This window comes from Thiorhodococcus mannitoliphagus, from assembly GCF_010915725.1.
In the GTDB taxonomy this organism is placed as follows: Bacteria; Pseudomonadota; Gammaproteobacteria; order Chromatiales; family Chromatiaceae; genus Thiorhodococcus; species Thiorhodococcus mannitoliphagus.
Genome location: NZ_JAAIJR010000089.1, coordinates 1 through 24365 on the forward strand (window position 1 = coordinate 1; position 24365 = coordinate 24365).

General features: G+C 63.3%; 18 protein-coding genes. 13 read left to right on the forward strand and 5 right to left on the reverse strand.

Annotated elements, in window-relative coordinates; translation table 11 throughout:
* Positions 1-64: 64 nt before the first annotated feature.
* Together G3480_RS18260 and G3480_RS18265 are read right to left on the reverse strand one after the other, a co-directional pair.
* Positions 65-1300, reverse strand: a complete 1236-nt coding sequence (locus G3480_RS18260) for an AAA family ATPase (RefSeq protein ID WP_240905909.1) — start codon at positions 1298-1300, stop codon at positions 65-67.
* Between the two features lie 2 nt (positions 1301-1302).
* The gene (locus G3480_RS18265; protein WP_164655323.1) at positions 1303-1731 is read right to left on the reverse strand and encodes a hypothetical protein; all 429 of its coding nucleotides are present in this window, start codon (positions 1729-1731) and stop codon (positions 1303-1305) included.
* 116 nt (positions 1732-1847) lie between these two features.
* Between G3480_RS18265 and G3480_RS18270 the strand changes: the two genes are divergently transcribed.
* Positions 1848-2987, forward strand: a complete 1140-nt coding sequence (locus G3480_RS18270; RefSeq protein WP_240905910.1) for a helix-turn-helix transcriptional regulator — start codon at positions 1848-1850, stop codon at positions 2985-2987.
* 120 nt (positions 2988-3107) lie between these two features.
* On the opposite strand, the gene G3480_RS18275 is transcribed toward G3480_RS18270, so the two are convergent.
* Complete coding sequence (locus tag G3480_RS18275) at positions 3108-3509, reverse strand: Hpt domain-containing protein (RefSeq protein WP_164655324.1); 402 nt, start codon at positions 3507-3509, stop codon at positions 3108-3110.
* A 278-nt stretch (positions 3510-3787) separates the two neighbouring features.
* Between G3480_RS18275 and cysM the strand changes: the two genes are divergently transcribed.
* The 6 genes from cysM (at position 3788) to nikB (ending at position 9872) form a co-directional block, all read left to right on the forward strand.
* On the forward strand, positions 3788-4678 hold the full coding sequence (gene cysM / locus G3480_RS18280; protein ID WP_164655325.1) for a cysteine synthase CysM: 891 nt from the start codon (positions 3788-3790) through the stop codon (positions 4676-4678).
* A gap of 238 nt (positions 4679-4916) precedes the next feature.
* A complete protein-coding gene (gene rlmD, locus G3480_RS18285; RefSeq protein ID WP_338114173.1) occupies positions 4917-6248 on the forward strand; it encodes a 23S rRNA (uracil(1939)-C(5))-methyltransferase RlmD in 1332 nt (443 codons plus the stop codon).
* 49 nt (positions 6249-6297) lie between these two features.
* Positions 6298-6765: a CYTH domain-containing protein gene (locus tag G3480_RS18290; protein ID WP_164655327.1), complete on the forward strand. Its 468-nt coding sequence runs from the start codon at positions 6298-6300 to the stop codon at positions 6763-6765.
* Entirely contained in the window at positions 6728-8287 is a 1560-nt protein-coding gene (locus tag G3480_RS18295) for an ABC transporter substrate-binding protein (RefSeq protein WP_164655328.1), read from the forward strand. The genes G3480_RS18290 and G3480_RS18295 overlap by 38 nt, the downstream gene beginning before the upstream one ends.
* 10 nt (positions 8288-8297) lie before the next feature.
* Complete coding sequence (locus G3480_RS18300; protein ID WP_164655329.1) at positions 8298-8780, forward strand: L,D-transpeptidase; 483 nt, start codon at positions 8298-8300, stop codon at positions 8778-8780.
* 168 nt (positions 8781-8948) lie between these two features.
* On the forward strand, positions 8949-9872 hold the full coding sequence (nikB, locus tag G3480_RS18305; RefSeq protein ID WP_164655330.1) for a nickel ABC transporter permease: 924 nt from the start codon (positions 8949-8951) through the stop codon (positions 9870-9872).
* Positions 9873-10459: 587 nt separating this feature from the next.
* Here nikB and glgC read toward each other — a convergent pair.
* Positions 10460-11716 carry a glucose-1-phosphate adenylyltransferase gene (glgC, locus tag G3480_RS18310; protein WP_164655331.1) on the reverse strand — a complete coding sequence of 419 codons (1257 nt, stop codon included), beginning with the start codon at positions 11714-11716 and terminating at the stop codon, positions 10460-10462.
* A gap of 208 nt (positions 11717-11924) precedes the next feature.
* Between glgC and gpmI the strand changes: the two genes are divergently transcribed.
* From gpmI to G3480_RS18340, 6 genes are all read left to right on the forward strand, one after another.
* Positions 11925-13472, forward strand: a complete 1548-nt coding sequence (gene gpmI, locus G3480_RS18315; protein WP_164655332.1) for a 2,3-bisphosphoglycerate-independent phosphoglycerate mutase — start codon at positions 11925-11927, stop codon at positions 13470-13472.
* A gap of 3 nt (positions 13473-13475) precedes the next feature.
* Entirely contained in the window at positions 13476-14315 is an 840-nt protein-coding gene (locus tag G3480_RS18320; protein WP_164655333.1) for a thymidylate synthase, read from the forward strand.
* A gap of 150 nt (positions 14316-14465) precedes the next feature.
* On the forward strand, positions 14466-15473 hold the full coding sequence (gene sohB / locus G3480_RS18325; RefSeq protein ID WP_167752477.1) for a protease SohB: 1008 nt from the start codon (positions 14466-14468) through the stop codon (positions 15471-15473).
* Between the two features lie 64 nt (positions 15474-15537).
* Entirely contained in the window at positions 15538-17706 is a 2169-nt protein-coding gene (locus G3480_RS18330; RefSeq protein ID WP_164655335.1) for an alpha-amylase family glycosyl hydrolase, read from the forward strand.
* 45 nt (positions 17707-17751) lie between these two features.
* Positions 17752-21642: a DUF1631 family protein gene (locus tag G3480_RS18335; protein WP_240905912.1), complete on the forward strand. Its 3891-nt coding sequence runs from the start codon at positions 17752-17754 to the stop codon at positions 21640-21642.
* Between the two features lie 135 nt (positions 21643-21777).
* Complete coding sequence (locus G3480_RS18340) at positions 21778-22653, forward strand: alpha/beta hydrolase (protein ID WP_338114174.1); 876 nt, start codon at positions 21778-21780, stop codon at positions 22651-22653.
* A 570-nt stretch (positions 22654-23223) separates the two neighbouring features.
* On the opposite strand, the gene G3480_RS18345 is transcribed toward G3480_RS18340, so the two are convergent.
* A complete protein-coding gene (locus G3480_RS18345) occupies positions 23224-23901 on the reverse strand; it encodes a thiopurine S-methyltransferase (RefSeq protein ID WP_164655337.1) in 678 nt (225 codons plus the stop codon).
* Between the last annotated feature and the right edge of the window lie 464 nt (positions 23902-24365).

Sequence of the window (24365 nt, forward strand, 5' to 3'; positions counted from 1 at the left end):
TACCCCGGTACCGAGCTGCGCCTCGTGTTTGAGGCGATCCAGTCGCATTGAATTTGGCGCCAAGTCAGGAGTTCTGCACTGGCAGCAGGAAGCGACGCAGGAAGGCGGGATCCATGCCGTCCGTGCGGTTGGCGATCCAGATCGCCGGGACCCGGTTCTCTTCCAGGATGCGATTCATCCAGCCCTTCTGACGACCGGTGACGGCGCCCCCGCGCAGCAGGGCGAGGAGCGAATCGTCGCGGTCGAAGACATCCTCGACTTCATCAAAGATCAGCAGCGCATCGCGACGGCGGGCCAGCAGGCGCTGCGCCAAGAGGTAGGCCGAGAGGCGGCCTTCGCGATCCAGACCGCCCGCGTCGGCATCGGCGCTGCGTACCTGATAGGCCCGCAGCCCGGAATCCGCCGCGATCGCCCGGGCCAGCTCCGTCTTGCCCGTGCCCGGGGCGCCGTGGAAGAGGGCATTGACGCCGACTGCGGCCGTGCGTGCGGCCTCACCCAGCACCTCGCTGAGCTGTGCCGTTTCTCGGTTCAGATGCGGAAAATCCGTCACGCGCCAGGTCGCCTCCGCGGCCGGCTCGATCAGCATCTCCAGCAGGGTCTCGCCATCGGCCGGCGCGGCATCCAGCACCCCGCGCAGCAGATCGCTCGGCTGCACGAAGTCCTCCAAGTCGGACTGATCGTCTTCGTAGCGGGCTAGACCCAGGGTGCGCAGGGGCGCGCCTCGGCCGAGGGTCTCGCGCAGCCTCTCCGGCGCCAGGCCGAGCAGCGCCGCGAGGCGCGGCAGGTTGACCCGTGCCGGTCCGCGCGCGCACTCGCGCAGCAGGATCCGCAGCGCGTCGGACAGGATGTGCTGATCGAGAAAATCGAGCACCCGCAGGGTCGGTGCATCCAGGGCCAGCTGCTCGCCGAGCAGGGCGACGGTGGACGAGAGTGTCGCCCCGCCGTCGGCCTTCGCGACCCGCTTCAGGACCACAGGCGGGATTGCGCCGAAGCGGCTGCGCAGGCGCTCGCGCAACTGCCGATCATCGATCGGCTGGGTAGACTCCTCGTCCCAGTCGTCGAGCAAGACCTCCTCGTCCTCATCGAGGTCGTCCGGCTGCCCCAGGAAAGTGGCGACCATCTGCGGGTGCATCACCGGGTGGAGCAGCTGCCAAAGTGCGCCGAGGAAGTCGCGATCGGACAGGCGCCGCTTGACCTCAGGGGCGCCGTCCAACAGCTGCAGGGCGTAGAGGGCGAGGCGCCGCTCCGTAGCCGGAACGCGCGCGACATCGGTTCGCCAGAAGGTGCGTGGCTTGCGCATGATCATGCCTCTTCACTCCAGGTTTGAAAGCGTCGGCTGTCGAAATGGAAGGTCACCAGCTCGCCGCGGCCGGGATGACTGTCCCAGATCACCCCGAGCACCAGGTCGAGCGGCTCGCGGAAGTAGGTGCTGCCGGCGGCGTCCTCGCGGTCGAGGACCGGTGTCTCCAACACCTCGATGACCACGGCGGGTTGGTCGTAGCGCGGCGTGCGTTTGTTCTTGAGCCCTGGCTTCCAGGTCACCAGATCGCCCGGGGCAAAGACATGGCGGTGCATCAGCAACGCATAGCGCTCGCGCAGGGCGGCGCCGAGGTCACCGCGCAGGTCGTCCAGGGGCTCGTCGTCGAGCAGGTCCATCGGGGCCTCTTCGCTCAGGCCGATACGGGCGAGCAGCTCGCGCGAGGACAGGTCGTTGGGTCGGGATGGGGACATGGCGGACTCCTCTGGGATGGGTGAATCGAGCAAGCGCCACGCTGATCCGAGGGCCAAGGGCAGTCCCTGGGGTGCCGCGGGGCAAGCGCTTGCGATCTGTGGATTTCATCACGTCGATGCGTCAGCGCCCGTCGTATAGTCGGGCCATGGACGCCATCCTGCACAAACGCTACGAGCGGCTGAAACGCATCGAGGGTGTGTTGCCACCCGTGGGTGCCGCGGAGGCGGATTGCCGCGACCCACAGTGGCTCCTGCAGCGTCTGGGTGACGCTTACGGCGACGCGGATCCGAAGGCGCAGCTGCGCGCCCTGCAGCGCGACCTGAGGGACTTGGTCAAGCAAGGGCGCATCGCGGCGGTCAATCCCCGTGGAAAGCCGCTGCGCTATCGTCGCCACAAGGAGGACCTCAAGGAAGACGCGGCGATCTGGTCCCATACCCTTCAGCAGATCCGCGACCTGGTCGGCGGCGTTGCAAAGGCGCGTCAGCTCGATCGGCTGTGGCAGCAGCTGCCCACGAACGACGAGGTCCCCTTGCTCGATGGGGATCGGCTGCGCATCGTCCCCGATAGCCTGCGGTTGCGACCGCCAGCGGCAAATCCGGATGCACTCACCGCCGTCATCGCGGCATTGGCGCAGGGCTGCGCGCTCGAGGTGAAGTACGAGAACGCTGAGGGTGAGCGCAAGGGCGCGCGGATCCATCCCCAAGCCGTGGTCCAGCGCGGACCCATTCCCTATCTCTTTGCCCTGAAGAACGACGAGGACGCGCCGGTCCGCCTCTACGCCCTACACCGCATGATCAAGGCGACGGTCCTGCCCGAGGTGCCCGCGCGCAAGGCCCAGGGCTTCAATCTGGATCAGGCGATCGCCGAGGGGCGGGTGGACTTTGGGCAAGGTACGATGATCGCGCTGGAGCTTCGAGTGCGGGGCTATCTCACAACGATCCTGCTGGACTGCCCGCTGAGTGACGATCAAGAGGAAGCGGATGAGCCGGAAGGGTCAGATTTCGCACTCCGGGTGACCGCGACCGTGCCGTCAACTGGACAGCTCTTGCGCTGGCTGTTGGGGGCGGGGGACAACCTGGAGGTGGTGGCGCCAGCGGACCTGCGGCATACGGTGGCGGTGCAGGCGGCGAAGATGGCGGGGCTGTATGACGTGGAAGGCGTCTGCGCCGAAGCCGCGAACTCAGCGCAGCGCGACAGTTGTCGAGGCACAACGGCCGTCACTGAGAATGGCGAGATGAGCCTCCGCCAAACCTAACCTAAGAAAGCGCTCATCAATTGTTTCCCGATGTGAGCGATCCCGTCCGAAATCCCCCCTGGCCCCCCTTTGCGAAAGGGGGGAAGTTGTTGATGGTCACTTTCTAAGTCGGACAGGCTCCTAGCAACCGGGCTGCGGGGAGGATTCGGCTCCGCCGGTTAGCTCCCGCCGTTGGTCCAGCAGGTCCCGCGATTGGTGAAGGACGTCGTCGAAGCAGTCCTGACACCGCTGAGCGTCTTCGATGCGCGCGGCTCGCTCGAGGGCCGAGATGGCTGCGTCCAGGCTTGGGACGCCGCAATAGCCAGTTGCGCTGCGCAGCTGGTGGGCGTATTCGGCGAGCCCCGGCCAGTCGAGTTCGGTGAGGCAGGCCTTGAGGGATTCGATCTCCTCCGGGAGCCCGTCGAGCAAGGCCGACATGAGGTCTGCGGCCAGTGCGGCGTCGCCGCCCGCGCTTTCCAGTGCCAGGGCTTGATCGTAGATCGCCGCGGGGTCGGCGGCGGACGGTCTGTCGTTGTTGCTCATCGTGGCGCCCTCTATCCTGCGGCCGATTGTGCGGCAGCCATATGGTTTCGCTGTGATGTCGCTAAGACTCTACCGGCATCACCAGCCTCAGGTCCAGCAATGGCGTCACGCTGGGTGCGTTTCTCACCCCAGCCTGCCTCTGGTGGCTGTGACTCATCAGCTTTGGCCGCATGCGTCCAGCCGCGCATGCGTTGCGGTGCTTGGCCGGGACGCATTAAGCTGCGCGGGTCTGTGACCGCGCTTCCGCGCCGTCTCGCGCACAGCCCTCGGAGGAGCCAATGCCGTATTCAACCATCGAAGATTGCGTGGGTCGGACGCCGCTCGTGCGTTTGCAGCGATTACCCGGCGAGACCAGCAACCTCATTCTGGCCAAGCTCGAAGGGAACAACCCCGCCGGCTCGGTTAAGGATCGGCCTGCGCTCAACATGATCCGCCGCGCCGAGGAGCGCGGCAGCATCAAGCCGGGCGATGTGCTCATCGAGGCCACCAGCGGGAATACCGGCATTGCCTTGGCGATGGCGGCGGCCATGCGCGGCTATCGCATGCGCCTCATTATGCCGGAGCACATGAGCGAGGAGCGCCGCGGTGTCATGAAGAGCTTCGGTGCCGAGATCGTCTTGACGCCCAAGGCCGGCGGCATGGAGGCCGCGATCGACCTGGCAGGCGAGATGGAGCAGAAGGGCGAGGGGATTCGACTGGACCAGTTCTCCAACCCTGACAACCCAGCGGCCCATTATGAGACCACAGGGCCGGAGATCTGGGAGGACACCCAGGGGCGGATCACCCACTTCGTCAGCGCCATGGGCACCACCGGCACCATCATGGGGACCGGCCGCTACCTCAAGGAGCGGAATCCCCAAGTGCAGATCGTCGGCGTCCAGCCCGAGGAGGGATCCAGCATTCCCGGGATCCGGCGCTGGCCCGAGGCCTATCTCCCGCGTATCTACGACCCGGCTGGCGTCGATCTCATCATCGACCTCTCGCAGGCCGTCGCCGAGCAAACCGCGCGCGAGCTGGCCGCGCGCGAGGGCATCTTCGGCGGCGTGTCCTCCGGTGGCGCCGTGGCCGCAGCCTTGCGCCTCTCGGCCGAACTCGAAGATGCCGTGATCGTCGCCATCATCTGCGACCGTGGCGATCGTTACCTGTCGACGGGCGTTTTTCCCGCCTGAGCGCCGGATCTGAGCTACTCTATCGGCCTGATTCGACCCCAGGTCCATCCCTGTCGAACCCTTGAGTCTCCTGCGAAATCCCTGAAGCCTACTAATAAAAAGATAATATAAACAAGGTACTGAAGCATGCAACAGGATGTGCTCAGGAAGCGCTCAGATACGAAAAGTTGCGACTTTTCGGACTGGACTCACCCCTAACGCTCAAGGTCCAATCCTGCCAACTGCCAACTGCCAAATCGTGTCGAGAAGATCCAAAAAACCCATTCCACAAGCGCCCGTCGAGGCCGACATTGAATCCCTGACCCATGAAGGCCGTGGTCTGACCCACATCGAGGGTAAGACCGTGTTCGTCGACGGTGCGCTTGCGGGCGAGCGCGTGCGCTTCCGCTACCGCCGCGTCCAGCGTCGCTTCGACGAGGCGATGGTCGAGGAGGTGTTGAGCGCATCGCCGGATCGTGTCGAACCGAGATGTCCGCATTTCGGTGTCTGCGGCGGCTGCAGCCTCCAGCACCTAGATGCCGAGGCCCAGATCCGTATCAAGCAGGAGAGCCTGGCGGACGTCTTCACCCGCTTGGGCAAGGTGGCGCCGGGGCGTTGGCTCGAGCCACTGACCGCCGAACATTGGGGCTATCGCCGTAAGGCGCGCTTGGGTGTGCGTCGTGTCGCCAAGAAGGGGCGGACCCTGGTCGGCTTTCGCGAGCGGGGGAATTCATTCCTCGCCGACTTGAGGCGCTGCGAGGTCTTGCACCCCAAGGTCGGAGACCGACTCCAGATCATCGGCGACACCATCGATCAAATGAGCATCCGCGAGCAACTTCCGCAGATCGAAGTCGCCATGGGCGATGATGCCTGCGTCTTGGTCTTCCGGGCACTGCAGACACCGACCCCGGAGGACGAGGCGCTGCTCTTGGAGCTTGGCGAGCGCGAGGGCTTTCGCATCTATCTCCAAGAGGGCGGCGTCGACAGCGTGCGCCCGCTGCCGGGGCAGGACACGGCGTTGAGCTACAGCCTGCCGAATCATGCCGTGGAGCTGGGCTTTCTGCCGACAGATTTCACGCAGGTGAACTTGGAGCTGAATCGGCGCATGGTCGATCAGGCGCTGGGACTGCTCGAACTCGATTCAACTGACCGCGTCTTGGACCTCTTCTGCGGGCTTGGAAACTTCACCCTGCCACTCGCGAGGCAAGCGGCTGAAGTGGTGGGTGTCGAGGGCGATGCCGGACTGGTGGCGCGCGCGCTTGCCAATGCGGAGCGGAACGGGATTGGCAACGCCAGCTTCCATACCGCCGATCTCTATGGCGAACTCGAGCATCAGCCCTGGATGCGTCAGTCGTTTTCCAAAGCCCTTTTGGATCCGCCGCGCAGTGGCGCCCTGCAGGTGCTCGACTGGCTGCCGCGCCTCGGTGTCGAGCGCATCCTCTATGTCTCCTGCTATCCGGCGACCCTGGCGCGCGACGCCGACCGTCTGGTCAACGCCTTGGGCTACGAGCTGCGTGCGGCCGGTGTGATGGATATGTTTCCGCACACGGCGCACGTCGAGTCCATGGCCCTTTTCGAACGCCGAGGTTAGGCCAGTCGCGCATCATGCATCTGCCGCCTCGGACCGAGAGGAGAACGCTATGCCCCTAGAGATTGAGCGCAAGTTCTTGGTTTGCGGCGATGGCTGGCGAGCCGGCGTCGAAGCGCAAGGGCGCATCCTGCAAGGCTATCTAGCCGATGGGCCCCGCGCCACGGTGCGCGCTCGCATCAAGGGCGAGCTGGCCTATCTCACCATCAAGGGCGCGAGCAGCGGCATCAGTCGCTCTGAATTCGAGTACCGCATCCCCGTCGAGGACGCCGAGGCCATGCTCCGCGAGATGGCGGTTTCCGCCGTGATCGAGAAGGTGCGCTACCGCGTCCGCGTCGGAACCCACCTCTGGGACCTGGATGTCTTCGAGGGCGAGAACCTGGGATTGGTGATGGCGGAGATCGAACTCGAGGCCGAGGACGCAGACTTCCAGCTGCCGGATTGGGCCGGCGAGGAGGTCTCGAAGGATCCGCGCTATTTCAATGCCGCGCTCGCGAAGCATCCTTACTCGCGCTGGTAGTTGCGCTGGTAGTTGGACGGCGCGGGCGCTCGTCGCGCTCCTCCTGATCGCGCCGCTGCCGGGCTGTGATCACGGTTTGCCGGATGACGGCGTGATTCGGGTCGGCCTGTCCGGGCCGGCGCGCAATCTGGATCCGCGTTTCGCCACGGACGCGACCTCCGAGCGGATCAATCGGCTCCTCTACCGGCGCCTGGTCGAATTCGACGAGCAGCGGTTGCCGGTGCCTGGCTTGGCGACTTGGCAGCGCCTCTCGCCCAGTTACTATCGCTTTCGGCTGGGGGCCGAGGGCCGCGATTTCACCGACGGCTCGCGCCTCACCGCCGATGACGTGGTCGCCACCTATGCCTCTGTCCTGGACGCGGCGAATGCCTCGCCGCACCGCGCCCAGCTTGCGACTATCGCGTCCGTTGAGGCCCTTGATCCAGATACCATCGATTTTCGCTTGAGCCTGCCGGACCCCTTGTTTCCCGCCTATCTGGCGGAGGGGATTCTGCCAGCGGCGGTGGTGCGCTCTGGGCGCAAGCTGACGGATGCCCCCATCGGAAGCGGCCCTTTTCGCGTGCTGGACTGGCCCGAGCCAGGACGATTGGTGCTGGAGCGTCGGACCGACGGCCAAGTGATGGAGCTGCTCGCGGTCAAGGATCCCAGCGTTCGCGTGATGAAGCTGCTGCGCGGCGAGATCCAGATGCTGCAGAACGATCTCTCGCCCGAGCTGATCGATTACCTGGCCGGGCGGCCCGGGGTCGATGTGGAGGTTCGGCCGGGGCGGAACTTCTCCTATCTGGGCTTCAATCTGGAGGATCCGCTCACCGGCGATCCGCGCGTCCGGCTGGCGCTGGCGCATGCCCTGGATCGTGAGGCGCTGATCCATTATCTCTTTCGGGATCGCGCCGAGTCAGCGGAGGCGATCTTTCCGCCGGACCATTGGGCTGGAAACTCGCGACTCGCGCCCTATGCCTTCGACCCGGAACGTGCGCGGGCACTGCTAGCCGAGATTGGTCATGGTCCGGAGCGCCCGCTCGAACTCACCATGAAGACCTCGAGTGACCCCTTCCGCATTCGTCTCGCGACCGCCATCCAGGCGCAGCTCGTGCCCGTGGGCATCGCGCTGACCATTCGCAGCTATGATTGGGGGACCTTCTTTGGGGATGTCAAGGCGGGGCGCTTTCAGCTCTACGGACTCACCTGGGTCGGGATCAATACGCCAGATATTTTCAGGTACGCCTTTCACAGCGCCTCGATTCCACCGGCTGGGGCGAATCGCGGGCGCTACCGGAGCCCGCGCGCGGATGCCTTGATCGAGGCCGCAAGCGCGGCTCAAGACTTGGGGGAGCAGGCCAGGCTCTATCGCGAGTTGCAGGGTCTCCTGCATGAGCAGCTCCCCTATCTGCCGCTGTGGTACGAGTCGCAAGTCCTGGCGCGACGCACCGAGCTGCGAGGCTACCGTCTCGCGCCTGACGGGAATTACGACGGTCTGGAATTCGTGCGACTGGCGCCGGCCAGCGCGCTCGAGCGACGCTGAAGAGGGAGCGATGGAGAGAAGCATCCGCATTGATGTGCCGCAGCAGCGATTGACGCTGATCCAAGACTCCAGAGAGCTTGCGTGCTATCGCGTTTCCACTGGGCTGAACGGGGTTGGCGAGGCGAACGGCAGCGGCTGCACGCCGCGCGGTCTGCACCGGGTGAGGATCCGCATTGGGGACCGCTGTCCGATCGGTACCGTCTTTCGCGGGCGGCGACCGACCGGCGAGGTTTACGACGAGGCGCTGGCCGCCGCCCATCCCGGGCGCGATTGGATCCTGACGCGTATCCTTTGGCTGACCGGCTGCGAGTCCGGGCGGAATCGCGGCGGCTGTGTCGACACGCTGCGTCGCTATGTCTACATCCATGGCTGTCCGGATTCGGAGCCCATGGGAGTGCCGCGCTCGCACGGCTGTATTCGCATGCGCAACCAGGAGTTGATCGAACTCTTTGATTGGACGCCGGCGGGCACGCCCGTGGAGATCTGGGATTGAATCCTGTCTCGAGGCTGAGGGCGGGCTCGGGGCGCCCTGGGGCCTGCTTGGAAAGCGTCCATCAACAACTTCCCCCCTTTCGCAAAGAGGGGCTAGGGGGGATTTCGGGCGGCATCGCTCGTATCAGGAAACAATTGATGGACACGTTCTTGGTACCAGGTGACCCTAATGCTTGAGCGCCTCTTGGCGCGGCTCGGCGCGTCACTCATGGTCGTTTGGGGCGTTTGTACCCTGGTCTTTCTCTTGATCCACCTGGTTCCTGGGGATCCGGTTGCCGTCATGCTGGGGGAGGGCGCGCGCCCTGCCGATCAGCTGGCCTTGCGCGCGGCGCTCGGGCTCGATCGGCCGCTCGCCGTCCAATACCTGGACTACCTGGCGCGTCTCGCCCATCTGGATTTCGGGACCTCGCTCCATGCTCAACGTCCAGTCGCGGCGGTGCTTGCGGAGCGCGTCGGGCCGACCCTTCAGCTCGCGATTGCCGCACTGACGCTGGGCATCATGGTCGCGGTGCCGATGGGCGTGCTGGCCGCGCAGCACCGCGGCGGTCTGATCGATCGCGGCGCTATGGGCTTTTCCATGCTGGGGGCCGCCATCCCGAACTTCTGGCTGGGACCGATCTTGATCCTGGTCTTTTCACTCTGGCTTGGCTGGACTCCGGTGAGCGGACGAGAAGGGGCGGCGAGTCTCATCCTTCCCGCAGTGACCCTAGGGACCGGGTTGGCGGCCATTCTGGCGCGCATGGTTCGCAGCAGTGTGCTGGAGGTCTTGGGCGAGGACTATATGCGCACGGCCCGCGCCAAGGGGCTGTCTCCGGCGGCCGTGCTCTGGCGGCATGCCCTGAGAAACGCCTGGCTGCCCGTGCTGACCTTGATCGGGATCCAGTTCGGCGCGCTGCTCGGCGGGGCCGTGGTCACCGAGACCGTCTTCGCCTGGCCGGGGCTGGGGAGCCTCTTGATCGAGGCGATCCAGACCCGCGACTACCCGGTGGTCCAAGCGGCCGTGCTGCTCATCAGTCTGAGCTATCTCGCGGTCAATACGGCGACGGATTTGCTTTATGTGGCGGTCGACCCGCGCGTCCGGCTCGGGCAGTGAGGCTGTAGAGACGGCTTGAGTCCTGCCAAGCCGTTTGGCGTGTCGCCCTCAGGGATGATGCGATACATCCGAAAAGGCGACCTAAGCCATGCGGACTTCAGAAACTGTCTGGAAACTCCTAGGGAGACTTCGCCTCAGACCGACGAGTCATGTCATGCCATCGGGATCGCCATCGGGATCGGAATCGCTATCGTCGGTTCGATCCCGATCCCGATCCCGATCCCGATCCCGACGGCCTTGGATGGTCGGACGCTTCATCGAAATTTGACTCATCTGCGAGCATTTTTCGCCCTCAAGGATCCTAGGAGCCTGTCCGACTTAGGATGAATCGGCTGCGGAATCGGGAGAACGGTCCCTTTCGCCCCGTTTTTTCGTTACATAGAACCACTATGCGCCTCAAAACCGGAACGAAATGGCCTCGCTCTCCCACTTCCTCGCTTCGATCTCCCCAAGTCGGACAGGCTCCTAGGGACCTCTACGATGATTTCCAGACAGCCTCTCAGGTTTGTCCCGCTGGTGTCTATGTTCGGCCTGGAGGCCGATGCTCACTCTTTGAGTCGACCCTCCCGGGCGCCGCGACTGCCCGACTACTCCGAATAGCCGCGCCCGGAATCGCGGACGTCACGGGCGAAGTAGCTCAGGCGTCCCTGAGGCACCACCGTGACCCCGCCTTCGCTCACTTGGAAGCGCTGCGCGTCTTTCTCTGCGTCGAAGCCGATCTCATCGCCAGGCTCGATGTGATTGTGGCGGTCGACGATGACGCGCTTGAGCCGTGCCCCGCGACCGATCCGCACATAGTCCATGATGACGCAATCCTCCAGGACCACGTCCTCCTCGATGACAGTCTCGCGACGGATGATGGAATTCTTGATCCGCGTCCCCGAGTGGATCATGGTCGCCGCGCCGAGCAGGGTGTTCTCCAAGTGCCCGCCGAGGATGCGGGCGACCGGCCCTTGATAGCCACTCGAATAGACCGGCCATTCCGGATTGAACATGTCGAAGGGCGGCTCGGCCCCGAGTACGTCGTGATGGGCGTCGAAGTAGGCGTCGATGGTGCCGACGTCGCGCCAGTAGACCCGATCCTCGTAGGGCTGGATGCCGGGGATCTGGTTGGTCGAGAAGTCGTAGGCGAAGAGCCGGTGGTCACGCAGAAGTCTGGGCAGCACATGCTGACCGAAGTCCGTTTCTCCGGCTTCCTTCGCTTCCATGAGTGCCTTGACCAGAACCTCGGTCGAGAAGATGTAGTTGCCCATGGAGGCGAATGCCTGTGTGGGATCCGCAGGCATTGGCGTGGGATTGGCGGGCTTCTCCTCGAAGGCTTGGATGCGGCCGTCCTCGTCCGCGGCGATGACGCCGAAGCTGGATGCGTCCTTGAGCGGAACGGGAAGGGCAGCGATGGTGACGTCGGCCTTGCGGTCCTTGTGGAATTGGACCATCTGGCGGATGTCCATGCGGTAGATATGATCCGCGCCGAAGACCGCGACGAGATCAGGTCTGTGCTCCTCGATCAGATTGATATTCTGGTTGACCGCGTCCGCCGTGCCCTGAAACCAGTGCTGTCCCGACATCATCTGCGGCGGCACCACGGTGACGAACTGGCTCTGTAGCAGGGGCGAGATGGTCCACGCCTTGCGTACGTGCTCGATCAGCGACTGCGACTTGTACTGGACCAGCAGGTAGATGGTCTGGATCTGCGAGTTGACGAAGTTGCTCAGGACGAAATCGACGATTCGGTAGCGCGCACCGAAGGGCACTGAGGGCTTGGAACGCCCGGTCGTGAGCGGCTGGAGTCTGGATCCCTGACCACCGGCCATGACGAAAGCAATGATACGGTCGTTATGCATGTCGTCCTCCGCGAGCCTTGCGGTCAGGCTCTGTCTGTTGTTTCAGGTGTTCGCGGCCCTCAATGATAAACCTGTCGTCTACAGGTTTCCCGCCATTTGGAGGCCTGGGCGGTCTGCGAGAGTGCCGGGCAGTGGTGCGCGCATCTGCGAGATTCGCGGCGCCCCTCGCGGTCCGGCTAGAATAGCAGCCTTCCGAGGATTTAGAGCGATGAGCGACCCAATGAAGAATGTCCCCCGCCGGCCGGTGATACTCATTATCCTGGACGGCTTTGGTCTGAACCCCGCCAAGGCCAACAACGCGGTGGCGATTGCCAGCACGCCCAACTTCGATCGCTACTTCTCGACGTATTCACATACGTCGATTCAAGCCTCGGGGCTGGCCGTCGGATTGCCGGACGGCCAGATGGGCAACTCCGAGGTGGGGCACATGACCATCGGCTCCGGCTGCGTGGTGCGCCAGGACTTGGTCCTCATTGATGAGGCGATTTCGGATCGCAGCTTCTTCGAGAATCGCGCCTTGGTCGCCGCGGCCAATGCGGCCGCTTCCGCGGGACGGCCGATCCACCTCATGGGCCTGGTTTCGGATGGCGGTGTCCATAGCCACGTCCGCCACCTGAATGCGCTGATCAAGCTTTGCAAGCATCAGGGCGCGCGTCCCATGGTCCACATGTTCACGGACGGGCGCGACACGGCGCCGCGCTCGGCGCAGAATTATCTGAAGAGCGTGGAGAGCGCACTCGAGGTCGCGGGCGGTCGCATCGCGACCGTATCCGGCCGCTACTATGCGATGGATCGCGACAATCGCTGGGAGCGCACAGAGCTTGCCTGGCGCGCCTTGGTGGATGGCGAGGGGCGCCGCGCCGAGAGCGCCCGAGCCGCGATCGAGACGGCCTACGCCGAGGGCGAGGACGACGAGTTCATTCGTCCGACCATCATCGAGGGTGGCGACCTCATTCAGGACGGCGACCCGGTCATCCACTTCAACTTCCGCAAGGATCGCCCGCGGCAGTTGGTCTCGGCCTTCTTCAAGCCGGATTTCGACGCCTTCGACCGGCGCGGGATCACTGGGGTCAAGGTGACCTGCATGATGGAGTACGACCAGTGGTTCGGTCTGCCCTTCGCCTTCGACCACGACATGCCCAAGATCACCCTGGGGCAGATCCTGAGTGACGACGGTCTGCCTCAGTTCCACTGTGCCGAAACCGAGAAGTACGCCCACGTGACCTTCTTCTTCAACGGCGGCCGGGATGATCCCTTTCCAGGCGAGGAGCGCACGCTGATACCCTCGCCCAAGGTTGCCACCTATGACCTCAAGCCGGAGATGAGCGCCGGCGAGGTCGCGGATGCCGTGGTCGATGCGATCGAGCGCCAAAGCTATCCCTTCATCGTGGTGAACTTCGCCAACGGTGACATGGTCGGTCACACGGCGATCCGCGACGCCGTCATCGCGGCCGTCGAAACCCTGGATCGGGAGGCTGGACGCGTGATGGACGCGGCGGTGGAGGCAGGCTACTCGGTGATCCTGACCGCCGATCACGGCAATTGCGACGAAATGGTCGATCCCGTTACCGGTGAGCCGCACACCCAGCACAGCGTCTACCCGGTGCCTTGTCTCATCGTCGACGAGGTGCCCTGGCGCTTGTCCGTGGGCGGCGGGATCAAGGACATCGCGCCCACGGTGCTGAACCTCATGGGGATTCCGGTTCCGGACGCGATGGACGGACGTTCGCTGCTGCTGGGTCCGGCGACGGTCTGAGGCATGCGGAGCTATCTGGATCTGCTGCGCGACGTCATCGAGAATGGTGTCGACAAGGGTGATCGCACCGGCGTCGGCACCCGCTCGGTCTTTGGGAGGCAGGTCCGTTTCGATCTCAGCCAAGGCTTCCCGCTGCTCACCACCAAGCGCGTCCATACCAAGAGCGTCATCCATGAGCTGCTGTGGTTTCTGTCCGGGTCGACCGACAACCACGACCTGCGGGAGCATGGCGTCAGCATCTGGGACGAGTGGGCGACCGAGGAAGGCGGTCTCGGCCCCATCTATGGCGCGCAATGGCGCAGCTGGGCTTGTCCGGACGGCCGCGTTGTCGATCAGATCACGGAAGTCGTCGAGACCATTCGTACTCGACCCCATTCTCGGCGTCTGGTGGTCTCGGCCTGGAATCCGGCGGATCTGCCCGACGAGACCAGGAGCCCACAGGACAATGTGCGGGCAGGGCGCATGTCGCTCGCGCCATGTCACTGTCTCTTTCAGTTCTACGTGGCCGAGGGGCGGCTGTCCTGCCAGCTCTATCAGCGCAGCGCCGATCTCTTCCTTGGGGTGCCCTTCAACATCGCCAGTTATGCGCTGCTGACCCATCTGATCGCGGATCAATGCGATCTGAGCGTCGGCGACTTCGTCCATACCTTTGGCGATCTGCATCTCTACCGCAACCATCTGACGAATGACATCGTCTATGCGCAGCTCGCGCGTGAGCCGCGGCCGCTGCCGCGCTTGCGACTGACCCGCCGGCCTGCGACTCTGCTCGATTACAGCTACGAGGACATCGAGATTCAGGACTATGACCCCCATCCGGCCATTCGTGCGCCGATCGCGGTTTGAAACAGGCCCGCGATTCGAGAACGCGGTTCTCGACGCACAGAGGGAGCGCCTTTCTTTGGGGGCTTGCTTCCTGTGATGGCTCGCTAACGGAAACTTGTCGCGGGATCGAGGTCGGCCTGACCAACCTCGGCTCAAGGAAACGTATTCATGATGACTTTGCTGTTGGAATCACTCTTCGACTACGGCCTCTTCCTGGCCAAGACGCTGACCCTGCTGGCTGGTCTCGTCGTACTCGTCTTGATCGTCTTCCGCGCGCGTCAGAGCGGCGAGCAACGCGAGCATCTCGAGATCACGGATCTCAAGGATCGCTACCGCACCCTCACCTTTGCCATCAAGGAATTCTCGCTTCCTGCTAAGGAATACAAGGCGCTGGTCAAGGCGGAGCGCAAGCGCGAGAAGGCGCGGGAGAAGGCAAGCGAAGACCAGACCAAGCGTCTCTTCGTCATCGAGTTCAATGGAGACATCAGGGCGAGCGAAGTAGGTGCCCTGCGGGTGCTGGTCACGGCACTGCTCATGGAGGCGCGTGACGGCGATCAAGTGCTGGTTCGACTGGACAATGCCGGCGGCATGGTCAGCGAGCATGGTCTGGCCGCGTCTCAGCTGGCCCGCATTCGCGCCAAGGGCATCCCCTTGACGATTGCCGTCGACAAGGTGGCGGCGAGCGGGGGCTATCTCATGGCCTGTGTTGCCAACAAGATCATCGCCGCTCCCTTCGCCGTGATCGGCTCCATCGGCGTCTTGGCGGAGCTGCCGAACTTCCATCGGCTGCTCGATCGCTACGGTGTCGACTTCGAACTGCACACCGCCGGTGAGTACAAGCGAACCCTGACGGTCTTTGGCGAGAACACGGACGAGGGGCGCGAAAAGCTGCGCGAGCAGCTCGAGGAGACGCATCACCTCTTCAAATCCTTCGTCGCCGAGAACCGGCCGAACTTGGATCTCGAGCGCGTTGCCACGGGCGAATACTGGCATGGCCAGCGGGCGGTTGACCTTGGATTGGTGGACGAGATCCAGACGAGCGACGATTTCCTGCTGAGTGCGAGCCAAGACATGGAGCTGCTCAAGCTCAAGTACCGCGCCCACAAGAAGCCGATCGAGCGTCTCATCTCCAGTGTGCGAAGTGCCGTCGATCAGGCACTGACGGTCTGGCGTCGCTGACGCCGTGATCCTTCCCGGAAGCCGGCCGGGTGCTTCCGGCCAAGCAGCGACGAGGAGCAGGCGAGTGACGGAGCTGGTGATCCATTTCCAGCGGCCGGCCCATTGGGCCGAGGCCATATCAATCCATTTCTGGGACGGACAGCCGCATGGACAGGCGACGGACTGGCCAGGCCTCCGGATGGAGCCGCTGAGAGATGACTGGTTTCGCATCCGTCTCCGCGACCTCCAGGGTGTCCATCTGGTGGTCCACGACGGACAGGGTCGTCAGACTCAGGATCTGTTCCGCGCCTCGGACGGTTGGCTGACGGCGGACGGTATTTGGCTCGACACCGAGCCGCCGGCGGCTCCGAACCCCAAGCCTGCGGAGCCACCCAGGAAGAGGGTTGCCGCCCCGGTCGTGCTCGATCTCGCGCCCCGCCCCTTCGAGGAGCGTCGGGACTTCCGCGAGGAGACCATCTATTTCGTGCTCACCACCCGCTTCTACGACGGGGATCCCTCCAATAATTTCTTCTGTCGCGACCGCATCCAATTCGACGCCCAAGGGCAGCCGGTCGACCCGCATTGGCGCGGCGATTTCAAGGGCTTGATTCAACAGCTCGACTACATTCGCGACCTTGGCTTCAGCGCCATTTGGATCACACCACCGGTCGAGAATCGCTCGGGCTTGGATTACCACGGCTATCACGCTTACGACTGGAGCCGCATCGACCCGCGGCTCGAGTCTCCGGGCGCGACCTATCAAGACCTGATCGATGCCGCCCATGCCAAAGACATCAAGATTATCCAGGATGTCGTCGTCAATCACTCTTGTCAGTACGGCATTCGCGGCAAGGTCCATATCGATCACCTGCCGACGAAGTACTATGTGCCGCATGGCTCGGAGCAGGGGCGGGTCGATCATGGCCCCTATCAGGGGAATCTGGGCAACTATGCCTGGGCGGGTCGCGATGACCTCGACAATCCCGTGGCGCCGGACTGGTATCGCGAGCGGCACCGGCGCGATCCCGAGGGGCGCGAGCCGCTGGTGGATCCCAAGACGGGCGAGACGGTGCCCAAGCCCGGCTACCAGCCGGGGCGTTTCTTCGGTATCGACCCCGCTGATTTGGATCCGCAGTGGTATCACCAGGACGGCTTCATCTGCGGCGGCGATTGGGAGAGCGCCTACCCGCTGCAGCACAAGCATCTGGCGGGCGACTGCATCGACCTCGCCACCGAGCGCCAGAACGTGAAGGAATACATCATCGGCGCCGTCAACCGTTATCTCGACATGGGCGTGGACGCCCTGCGTATCGACACCGTGAAGCATATCGAACGCGACAATCTGCTCGAGTATGTGAATGCATGGAAGGCCCACAAACCGGGACTCTTCGTCTTCGGCGAGAACCTGGTCAAGGGCTACGGCTGGGGCGACCTCGGTGGCGGCGACAATGGGCCGTCGGAGATTCGCCCCTGGTGGTACACGCGGCTGGGTCATGACCCGAGGGATCCGCGCTCCGGTGGTGATTCGGGTTTTCCTCAGCTCGATTTCGGGCTCTTTTCGACCTTTCGCGATACCGTTAGTCGCGGGACCTACGCGGGCACGGCACAAATCCTCAGCATGGATTGGATCTATGGCGAGGTGACGCAGCTGGTCACCTTTTTGCAAAACCACGATGTCGGCCCGGACAACGACTTCAAGTACCGCTTTCAGGGGGAGCAGTGGATGGCCGCGGCGGCCTACAATCTGCTCTGGATGGTGCGCGGCATTCCCTGCCTCTACTATGGCGAGGAGATCGAGTTCATGAAGGGTGCGCCGCAGGACGTCGAGGGTGAGCGTGACACCCTCAGTCAGACGGGGCGCGCCTATTTCGGCGATCACCTCGAGCCTGACCGCATCGAGCAGACCAAGGCGCATCCGCTCTACCGCCACATCCAGCGCCTCAACCTCATTCGTCGGGCCGTGCCGGCGCTTCAAAAGGCGCCGCTGGAGCAAGTGAGTGAATGGGGGGGCGGAATGTCCTTCGTCCGATCGCACGCCGAGAGCGGCAGCTATGCCGTCGTGGGCCTGGCGATTGGGCAGGATCAGCAGGTCGCCGTCGATGCTGGGCGTCCGGGCATCTACCGCGATGCGGTCACCGGTCACGAGATCGAGACCGGCGGTCACCTGAGCTTCCACATCAAGGCCAATTCCGCTGGAGTCTATATCCTAGACGGACCCGGTAAGATTGGTGTGGACGGCGTCTATTTACGCTAGCGGCGGGCGCTGGTATCCGTCGGGCGAATGTGTATTATCCCAACCATGATCGAGCAAGCAAAAAGCGGGCGCGAGCGCCGCATTCAGACCAGATATCCGGTTGACCTTCATGCGAAAGTGCGAGGTCGAAACCAGCTGCCGACGAATTGTCGGATTCGCAATATCTGCAATGGCGGCGTCCTCATGGACACGGACCTCAGCGAGCCTGAGCTTCCGTTCCAGGCCGGTGACCACGTCGACGTTCATTTCGATCTTCCGGATACCCAGAGCATGGATCCGGTCCAAGCGGTCGTCGAGGTTGTCCATCGCGTCGACCGGGGCCTGGGCGCACGCTTCATTCGCCTCAGTGGCGACGGACGCTCGCGCCTGGCCCGCTTCATCAGCGACAAGGCTGCGACGAGTCGTGGTACCGAGGACGAACTCGAATCGAACCCCGTGCGTCTGCGGGCCCGCGAGGTGCTCGAGGGTGTCGGCCAACAGCGGCTCGGCGGGATGCTCGACTCACTGCTCGAAACCCTGGTCGAAGAGCTGTGGGCGCACATCGAGCGCGCCGGCAGTGACTCGGAGCGGACCCAGCTTTCGGGCGAGATCGGCTCGCTCGCGCGGGCCATCCACAACGGAGGCTTTTCAGAGCGCCTCAAGGAACAGCTCGTCGACTCACTCAAGGACGTCGGCAAGCCAGCGGCCGAGGGAACTGCTCCCGGCAAGCCCCCGGGGGGCGATCTGTCGTCCGAGGGCCTGCAGTTGGTCGATCAGGACGAGTTCGAGGTTTGGCTCGCCAAATCAGAGCTGGCCAACCGCCTCGAGGAAGAGCTGCGCGAGCCATTGGATGCCCTGCGAACGCAAATCTCGGCGATCTTCCACGGCTCGCAACTGCCGATGGAGCCGATGGTGCTCGCGGAGACCATCGAGCAGATGCTCGTGGAGCTGGGGCTTGGTCCGCAGCTTCTGCGCACTGCCCTTCAGGTCGTTCCCGCTCACCTGTCACGCAACCTCGGCTCCTTCTATCGGGAAATGCTGCAGGCCTGGACCTCCGCCGGGCTTGCGGACTTGCAGCCCGCAGCTCAGGAGGCCGGGGCGCCGGACCAAGCCGCTGGCGTTCCGCCTGGGATCGGCCCAACGCCGGCCATGGGGCCTGAGACCCTTGGCGCCGCGCCGGGACTCGACCAGACTCAGCCCGGGGCTCCGTATCAGCAGCCGATGCAAGGGGGCGCCGCCGCGCCGCAGTTCTCCCAAGACGCGAGGACGATTTCGCAAGCCGCAGGGCTGATGGCGAACATTCTCGGCCAGCATCAGTACAGCCAGCGCCCTTACTATCCCGGCTTCGACCGCCGGGCGCGCCCCCAGCTCGGTCGCCGCCGTGTGGCGGATATGCTGGCCGGAATGCCGCAGGGCTATCAGATGCCCGAGGTCGACTCCAGCCGTCCGCTGCGCGAGCTGGTGCAGCAATTGCTTGAGGTCGCCGAGGCGAAGTCCAGGGGCGGCAGTATCGACGGACCACCGACGCCAATGGCCCCGCAGGTCGAAGAGCGGGTCGATGTGACGGATCGTCTTCTCTCCCTGATGCTTGCAGACCCTGCGGCGCCGTCGCCGGTCAAGTCGCTGATTCGACCACTGACGACGCGCTTTCTTTCCATGGCGCTGACGGAGTCGGGCGGGATTACGGATAACAAGCTCCCGCTGATCAACCTCATCAATAAGCTCGAGCAGCTCGCGAACTACGACCAGGGCGATGATTCGTCGGACGATAGCTTCCGCAAGGAGCTTGAGGGGATCATTCAGAAGCTCGCCGCGACCGAGCCGCGCGACGACAAGGCGATTGATGAGGTCAGCAAGAAGGTCGACGATCTCGAGTCGCGGACTGGCAAGGAATACAAGGACAACATCTCCAACTGGGTCAATATCTGCGAGTCCAGGGAGCGTGCTCGGCTGGCGCGCGAGGAGGTCCGCGAGCGACTGAACGAGATGTTCTCGGGCGAGCGCATTCACAAGGTCATCTCAGAACTCTTGGGCGTCGGCTGGCGCAACCTGCTGGATCTCGTTTGTGCCAACTCTGGGATGGAAGACGCCAGGTGGGTCAAGCATTGGGAGGTGCTGACAGGGCTTTACGCAGCCACCGCTGAAGAGCAAGCTGAAGTTGGGGATGATGTCGGCTCACAGCTCGATACCATCATTGAGGAGATCCGCTCCGGTCTGACCTACATGGGCATTGATCCCATGATCAGCTACGAGCTGCTCGAGCGTATCGAGAACGCCGTGCGCCGTGCCCGCGCGGGGCTGAGTCGGGAGCAGGACTACATCGTCTTCAAGCCACTGCAGCCGGATCCGGAGAGTGAACCTGACAAGGTGCCTAAGGATCTGTCGGCAGCCGACTGGAAACAGGCCCTCGACGACGTTGAGTCGCTCTCCATCAGTTCGCTGATCTGGATGCGCTCCAAGGACTCGAGCAAGGCGCTGCGCTTGATCTGGCGCAATGACGACGGTTCGCGACTGGCCGTCACGGACACCATGGGCAAGAAGGTCAAGGTGCTGCGGCGCAACCGGCTCGCCGAGGCCTTCGCGCGCGGTCAAGCACGGGCGCAGGCGCCGACGGGTAAGCGGATCGTCACGCGTGCGGCGGATGCCGCGCTCTCGGAGATGCAGGAGCGTCTGAAATATCACGAGACCCATGATGCGCTGACCGGGCTCTCGAACCAGCGCATGCTGGTGGGCTCGCTGACCCAGCTCTTGATCCCGGATCAGCGCTCCGCGTCCATGCATGCCCTCTGCTTCCTAGAGCTGGATCGCTATGACACCCTGACCGGAACCTTCGGGTTCTCGGTCGGTGAGCGCATGCTGATGTCGGTGGCCAAGCTCCTCGAGGGCGTGGTGTCGGATGCCGCGTGCCTGTCCTATTTGGGGGGCAGTCGGTTCGGTGCGCTCATGCCGGTGATGGACGCCGATCATGCGGTAGAGGTCGGCGAGTCCATTCGCGCCGGTCTGACGGTGCTGCCGTTCGACCTTCAGGACAAGCCGTTCCGCATCTCGGGTAGCCTGGGGCTTGCGATGCTCATGGGAGATAACCTGAGTCCGGAGAAGATCGTCTCTGCGGCGAGCGTCGCCTGCCTTGCCGCGCAGCGTGAGGGCGGCGACCGTGTCTTTCTGTTCCGCGAGGACGACGAGGTGATCTCGCGTCAGCTTGAGCACATGCGTAGCTGGGCACAGGCCGAGGATGTCATCAAGGCGGGGAGACGCAAGCTGCGCTACCAGCGCATCGTGCCCTTGGATGAATCTGCCGGTCTGTCGCCTCACTGCGAGATTCTGCTCAGCGTCTACGACGAGGATGGCGTACCCTTGCCCCTGCCGTCCTTCATCGCGGCCGCAGAGGCCTTCAACATGATGCGCGACGTGGACCGGCAGGTCATTGAGGAGACCTTCAAGTGGGTCAAGAACAATCCGCAGCTTGTGCGGGAGATCGGTGGAGTTGCCATCAACCTCTCAGGTCAGTCCTTGGGCGATCCGGACCTCTTGAGGTACATCAAAGCGGCAATCGCGGAATTCGATATCCCGGTCGAAATGGTCAGCTTCGAGGTGACTGAGACGGCGGCGATCGTCAACCTAGATCAGGCCGCGATCATCCTCGATGACATCAAGTCGCTGGGCTGCAAGGTCGCCTTGGACGACTTCGGGGCCGGCATGTCTTCCTACAGCTATCTCAAACGGCTGCCGGTCGATTTCGTCAAGATCGACGGATCCTTCGTCAAGGATATTCTGGTGAGTCCGCACGACCGGGAGATCGTCAAGTCCTTCAATGAGATTGCCCATTTCATGGGCAAGAAGACCATTGCCGAGTATGTCGAGAACCAAGAAATCCTCGAGCTATTGAGAGATATCGGGGTCGACTTCGCCCAAGGCTATGCCATCGAAAAACCCAAGTTCATTGAGGATCTGAGGTAGACCTAGGAGGCGCTTTACGCGCCCATCCCGGTGCTGAACCAGAGGTCCCCGATCTAGCCCGCGCTCCGAGATCGAGCGCAAGTCCTGGCATGCGGCCTCTGGGCTGCGGCCTTCGTCATCGTGGTCTGGAGTATTGTGACCAAAGAGAACATCCCCTTACCTGAGGCCGTCCCCGCACAGCGCGAGGAATTCGTGAGTGCCGGCGGCGTTCGTCTGGCCTACTATGCTGATCGCTTGGCCCAAGGCCGCCCGCTACTCCTGATTCATAGCATCAATGCCGCCGCGAGCAGCTACGAGGTTCGGCCGCTGTTCGATGCCTATGGCGGCCGTCGCCCCGTCTATAGTCTGGACTTGCCGGGCTTCGGGCACTCGGATCGCTCGCCGAGAGACTACACCCCTGAGCTTTACGGGCATGCGATCGCTGAGCTGCTCCGCAGTGTGATCGGCGAGCCGGCCGATGTCCTCGCCCTCTCTCTGGGGTGTGAGTTCGCCGTCCGTGCGGCTTTGCTGGCCCCGGATCATGTGGCTTCCTTGGTGCTGGTTTCGCCGACTGGTTTCGGGGCCAAACCGGTTCCGCCTCCGAGCAAGCTTGGAGTCTTTGCGCGGCTGCTCAGCCTCCCGTCCTTGAGTCAGGGCCTCTACGATCTGGTGGCATCGCGCCGCAGCATTACCTACTTCCTGGGCCTATGCTGCGTCGGAGACCCGCCCGAGGCAATGATCGACTACGCCTACGCGACCTCCCACCAGCCAGGTGCGCGTTATGCGCCCCTGACCTTTCTCTCGATGCGTCTCTTCACGCCCGATGCCATCGCGCAGCTCTATGAGCGACTGGCTGACTTGCCTGTCCTGGTGATTGCCGACCAGGATCCCTTTGTCGGATTCGAGCGCTTGGAGCCTTTCCTGATGACGCACCCGTCGTGGAGTCGGGTCAGGCTCGCGCCTCATCGAGGACTCCCGCACTGGGAGCAGATCGAGAATACGCTGCTCACGCTGGATCAGTTCTGGGCTTAGGAACTGTCCACGAAGGAACTGTCCATCAACAACTTCCCCCCTTTCGCAAAGGGGGGCTAGGGGGGATTTCGGGCGGCATCGCTCGCATCGGGAAACAATTGATGAACACTTTCTAACAAGATGCCAATGCTTGCTCAGCAGTGGCATTCGAGTCGACTGATGGAAACCTTCGGGGTCGTGGGCACGTTAAGAAAGTGACCATCAACAACTTCCCCCCTTTTGCAAAGGGGGGCCAGGGGGGATTTCGGACGGGATCGCTCACATCGGGAAACAGTTGATGGGCGCTTCCTAAGTTGTGATGCCGCGTAGGGCGCAATAGCCCCAGCGTATTGCGCCGCATGGCAGGCAGCCGTGAGGCTTCGATCGCGCCCGCCGCTCGCAGAGGGTGCAATACGGCCGCTCCAAGATCGAACGCGGGCAGTTCGTGGCATGTATCGACAGCAGGAATGCGGCTCAGCTATCCGTTGACGGCGGCCTATTACGCCCTAGCTGAGCTAGGGTTTGTCCTTCGGTTGGCTTGGTATCGAGGTTCTTGGAAATCCTCCAAGCAGGGAAATAGTTGATGGACGATTACTCAGTCAGCGCTGCCTCGCGCAAGGGTTTGAGTCGATAGACTTCTTCGCGGAGCGCGGTGAGTCCGCGTCGTTGGAAGTGAGCAGACTCCGGCAAGGCGTCGAAGCTGGCGAGGGGGTCGATACGATAGCGCTCGCGATAGAGGGTCTCGACCTCGCTCCGATGGACCGAGAAGGGTGGTCCGCTCATCTCAGCTTGGTCATAGCTCAAGGTGATGAGGAGCGTCTCCATCCCCTGCGGAAAGAGGCTTTGCATTCGGGCTGCATAGCGAGCGCGCATCGCAGGCGGCAGCGCGATCAGTGATGCCCTGTCGAAGACGGCGTCCACTTGGCCCAGATCCCCTGGTTCGAGGTCGAAGAAGTCACCGCAGAGCACTGACAGTTCATCGACCTGATAGCGCTGAAAGCGGCCGGCGCGGGTGATGCTTGGCGTGAGCCGATGCTCAGCGAACAGCTCCTCCACCGCAAGCTGGCTGATCTCGACGCCCACGACCTGATAGCCCTGGCTGACGAGCCAGAGGAGGTCCAACGTCTTGCCGCAGAGCGGGACAAAGACTAGGCTGGCCTTGGGCAAGCCGAGTGTAGGCCAGTGCTCTTGCAGGTGTGAATTGATGTCGTCTAGATGCCAGCCGATCTCACGGCGGCTCCAGCGTTCGAGCCAGAATTCGGGATCCATGTCTTGTATGTGCGCGGTCGGGTTGCTGGTTGTGGTGATGTGATGTGATGGGCCTGAGCATTGATGCCGAGTCGCCGAGGAAAGACCGCCAACGAAGGACCGCGATGTCACCCAGTGGCTCCAGCCTTCCGCAGGCGACCGGTGCCTCATTCTAGACCAGATGCGTGCCTTGAATTGTCTAGGTTGAGGGGCGGTCCACAGACCTGAATAAATTCCGCTGTAAGCTAAGGCGCTTATCTCAGGAGATTGAGCACGCCGGGACCTTATTGACCTCGGGTCAGGCATGGCGACAAATTAGGGTTGCTCTCAGAGGCTGTCTGACAAACCTCGTAGCCCTTGGCAATGGCGGGAGGGCGAATGAATTCGCCCCTTGTATGTTCTGTTCTCAGGGATTGATAAGGAGGAGTGATAAACGGAGTTTATGAAGAGAGCCCGGGAAGCCGTTCGCCCCTGAAGCCTGGACG

Excerpts from the sequence above, each read along its gene's own strand:
- G3480_RS18260 (WP_240905909.1), bottom strand. The coding sequence starts at position 1,300 with ATGCGCAAGCCACGCACCTTCTGGCGAACCGATGTCGCGCGCGTTCCG.
- G3480_RS18265 (WP_164655323.1), bottom strand. The coding sequence starts at position 1,731 with ATGTCCCCATCCCGACCCAACGACCTGTCCTCGCGCGAGCTGCTCGCC.
- G3480_RS18270 (WP_240905910.1), top strand. The coding sequence starts at position 1,848 with ATGCGTCAGCGCCCGTCGTATAGTCGGGCCATGGACGCCATCCTGCAC.
- G3480_RS18275 (WP_164655324.1), bottom strand. The coding sequence starts at position 3,509 with ATGAGCAACAACGACAGACCGTCCGCCGCCGACCCCGCGGCGATCTAC.
- cysM (WP_164655325.1), top strand. The coding sequence starts at position 3,788 with ATGCCGTATTCAACCATCGAAGATTGCGTGGGTCGGACGCCGCTCGTG.
- G3480_RS18290 (WP_164655327.1), top strand. The coding sequence starts at position 6,298 with ATGCCCCTAGAGATTGAGCGCAAGTTCTTGGTTTGCGGCGATGGCTGG.
- G3480_RS18295 (WP_164655328.1), top strand. The coding sequence starts at position 6,728 with ATGCCGCGCTCGCGAAGCATCCTTACTCGCGCTGGTAGTTGCGCTGGT.
- G3480_RS18300 (WP_164655329.1), top strand. The coding sequence starts at position 8,298 with ATGGAGAGAAGCATCCGCATTGATGTGCCGCAGCAGCGATTGACGCTG.
- nikB (WP_164655330.1), top strand. The coding sequence starts at position 8,949 with ATGCTTGAGCGCCTCTTGGCGCGGCTCGGCGCGTCACTCATGGTCGTT.
- glgC (WP_164655331.1), bottom strand. The coding sequence starts at position 11,716 with ATGCATAACGACCGTATCATTGCTTTCGTCATGGCCGGTGGTCAGGGA.
- gpmI (WP_164655332.1), top strand. The coding sequence starts at position 11,925 with ATGAGCGACCCAATGAAGAATGTCCCCCGCCGGCCGGTGATACTCATT.
- G3480_RS18320 (WP_164655333.1), top strand. The coding sequence starts at position 13,476 with ATGCGGAGCTATCTGGATCTGCTGCGCGACGTCATCGAGAATGGTGTC.
- sohB (WP_167752477.1), top strand. The coding sequence starts at position 14,466 with ATGACTTTGCTGTTGGAATCACTCTTCGACTACGGCCTCTTCCTGGCC.
- G3480_RS18335 (WP_240905912.1), top strand. The coding sequence starts at position 17,752 with ATGATCGAGCAAGCAAAAAGCGGGCGCGAGCGCCGCATTCAGACCAGA.
- G3480_RS18345 (WP_164655337.1), bottom strand. The coding sequence starts at position 23,901 with ATGGATCCCGAATTCTGGCTCGAACGCTGGAGCCGCCGTGAGATCGGC.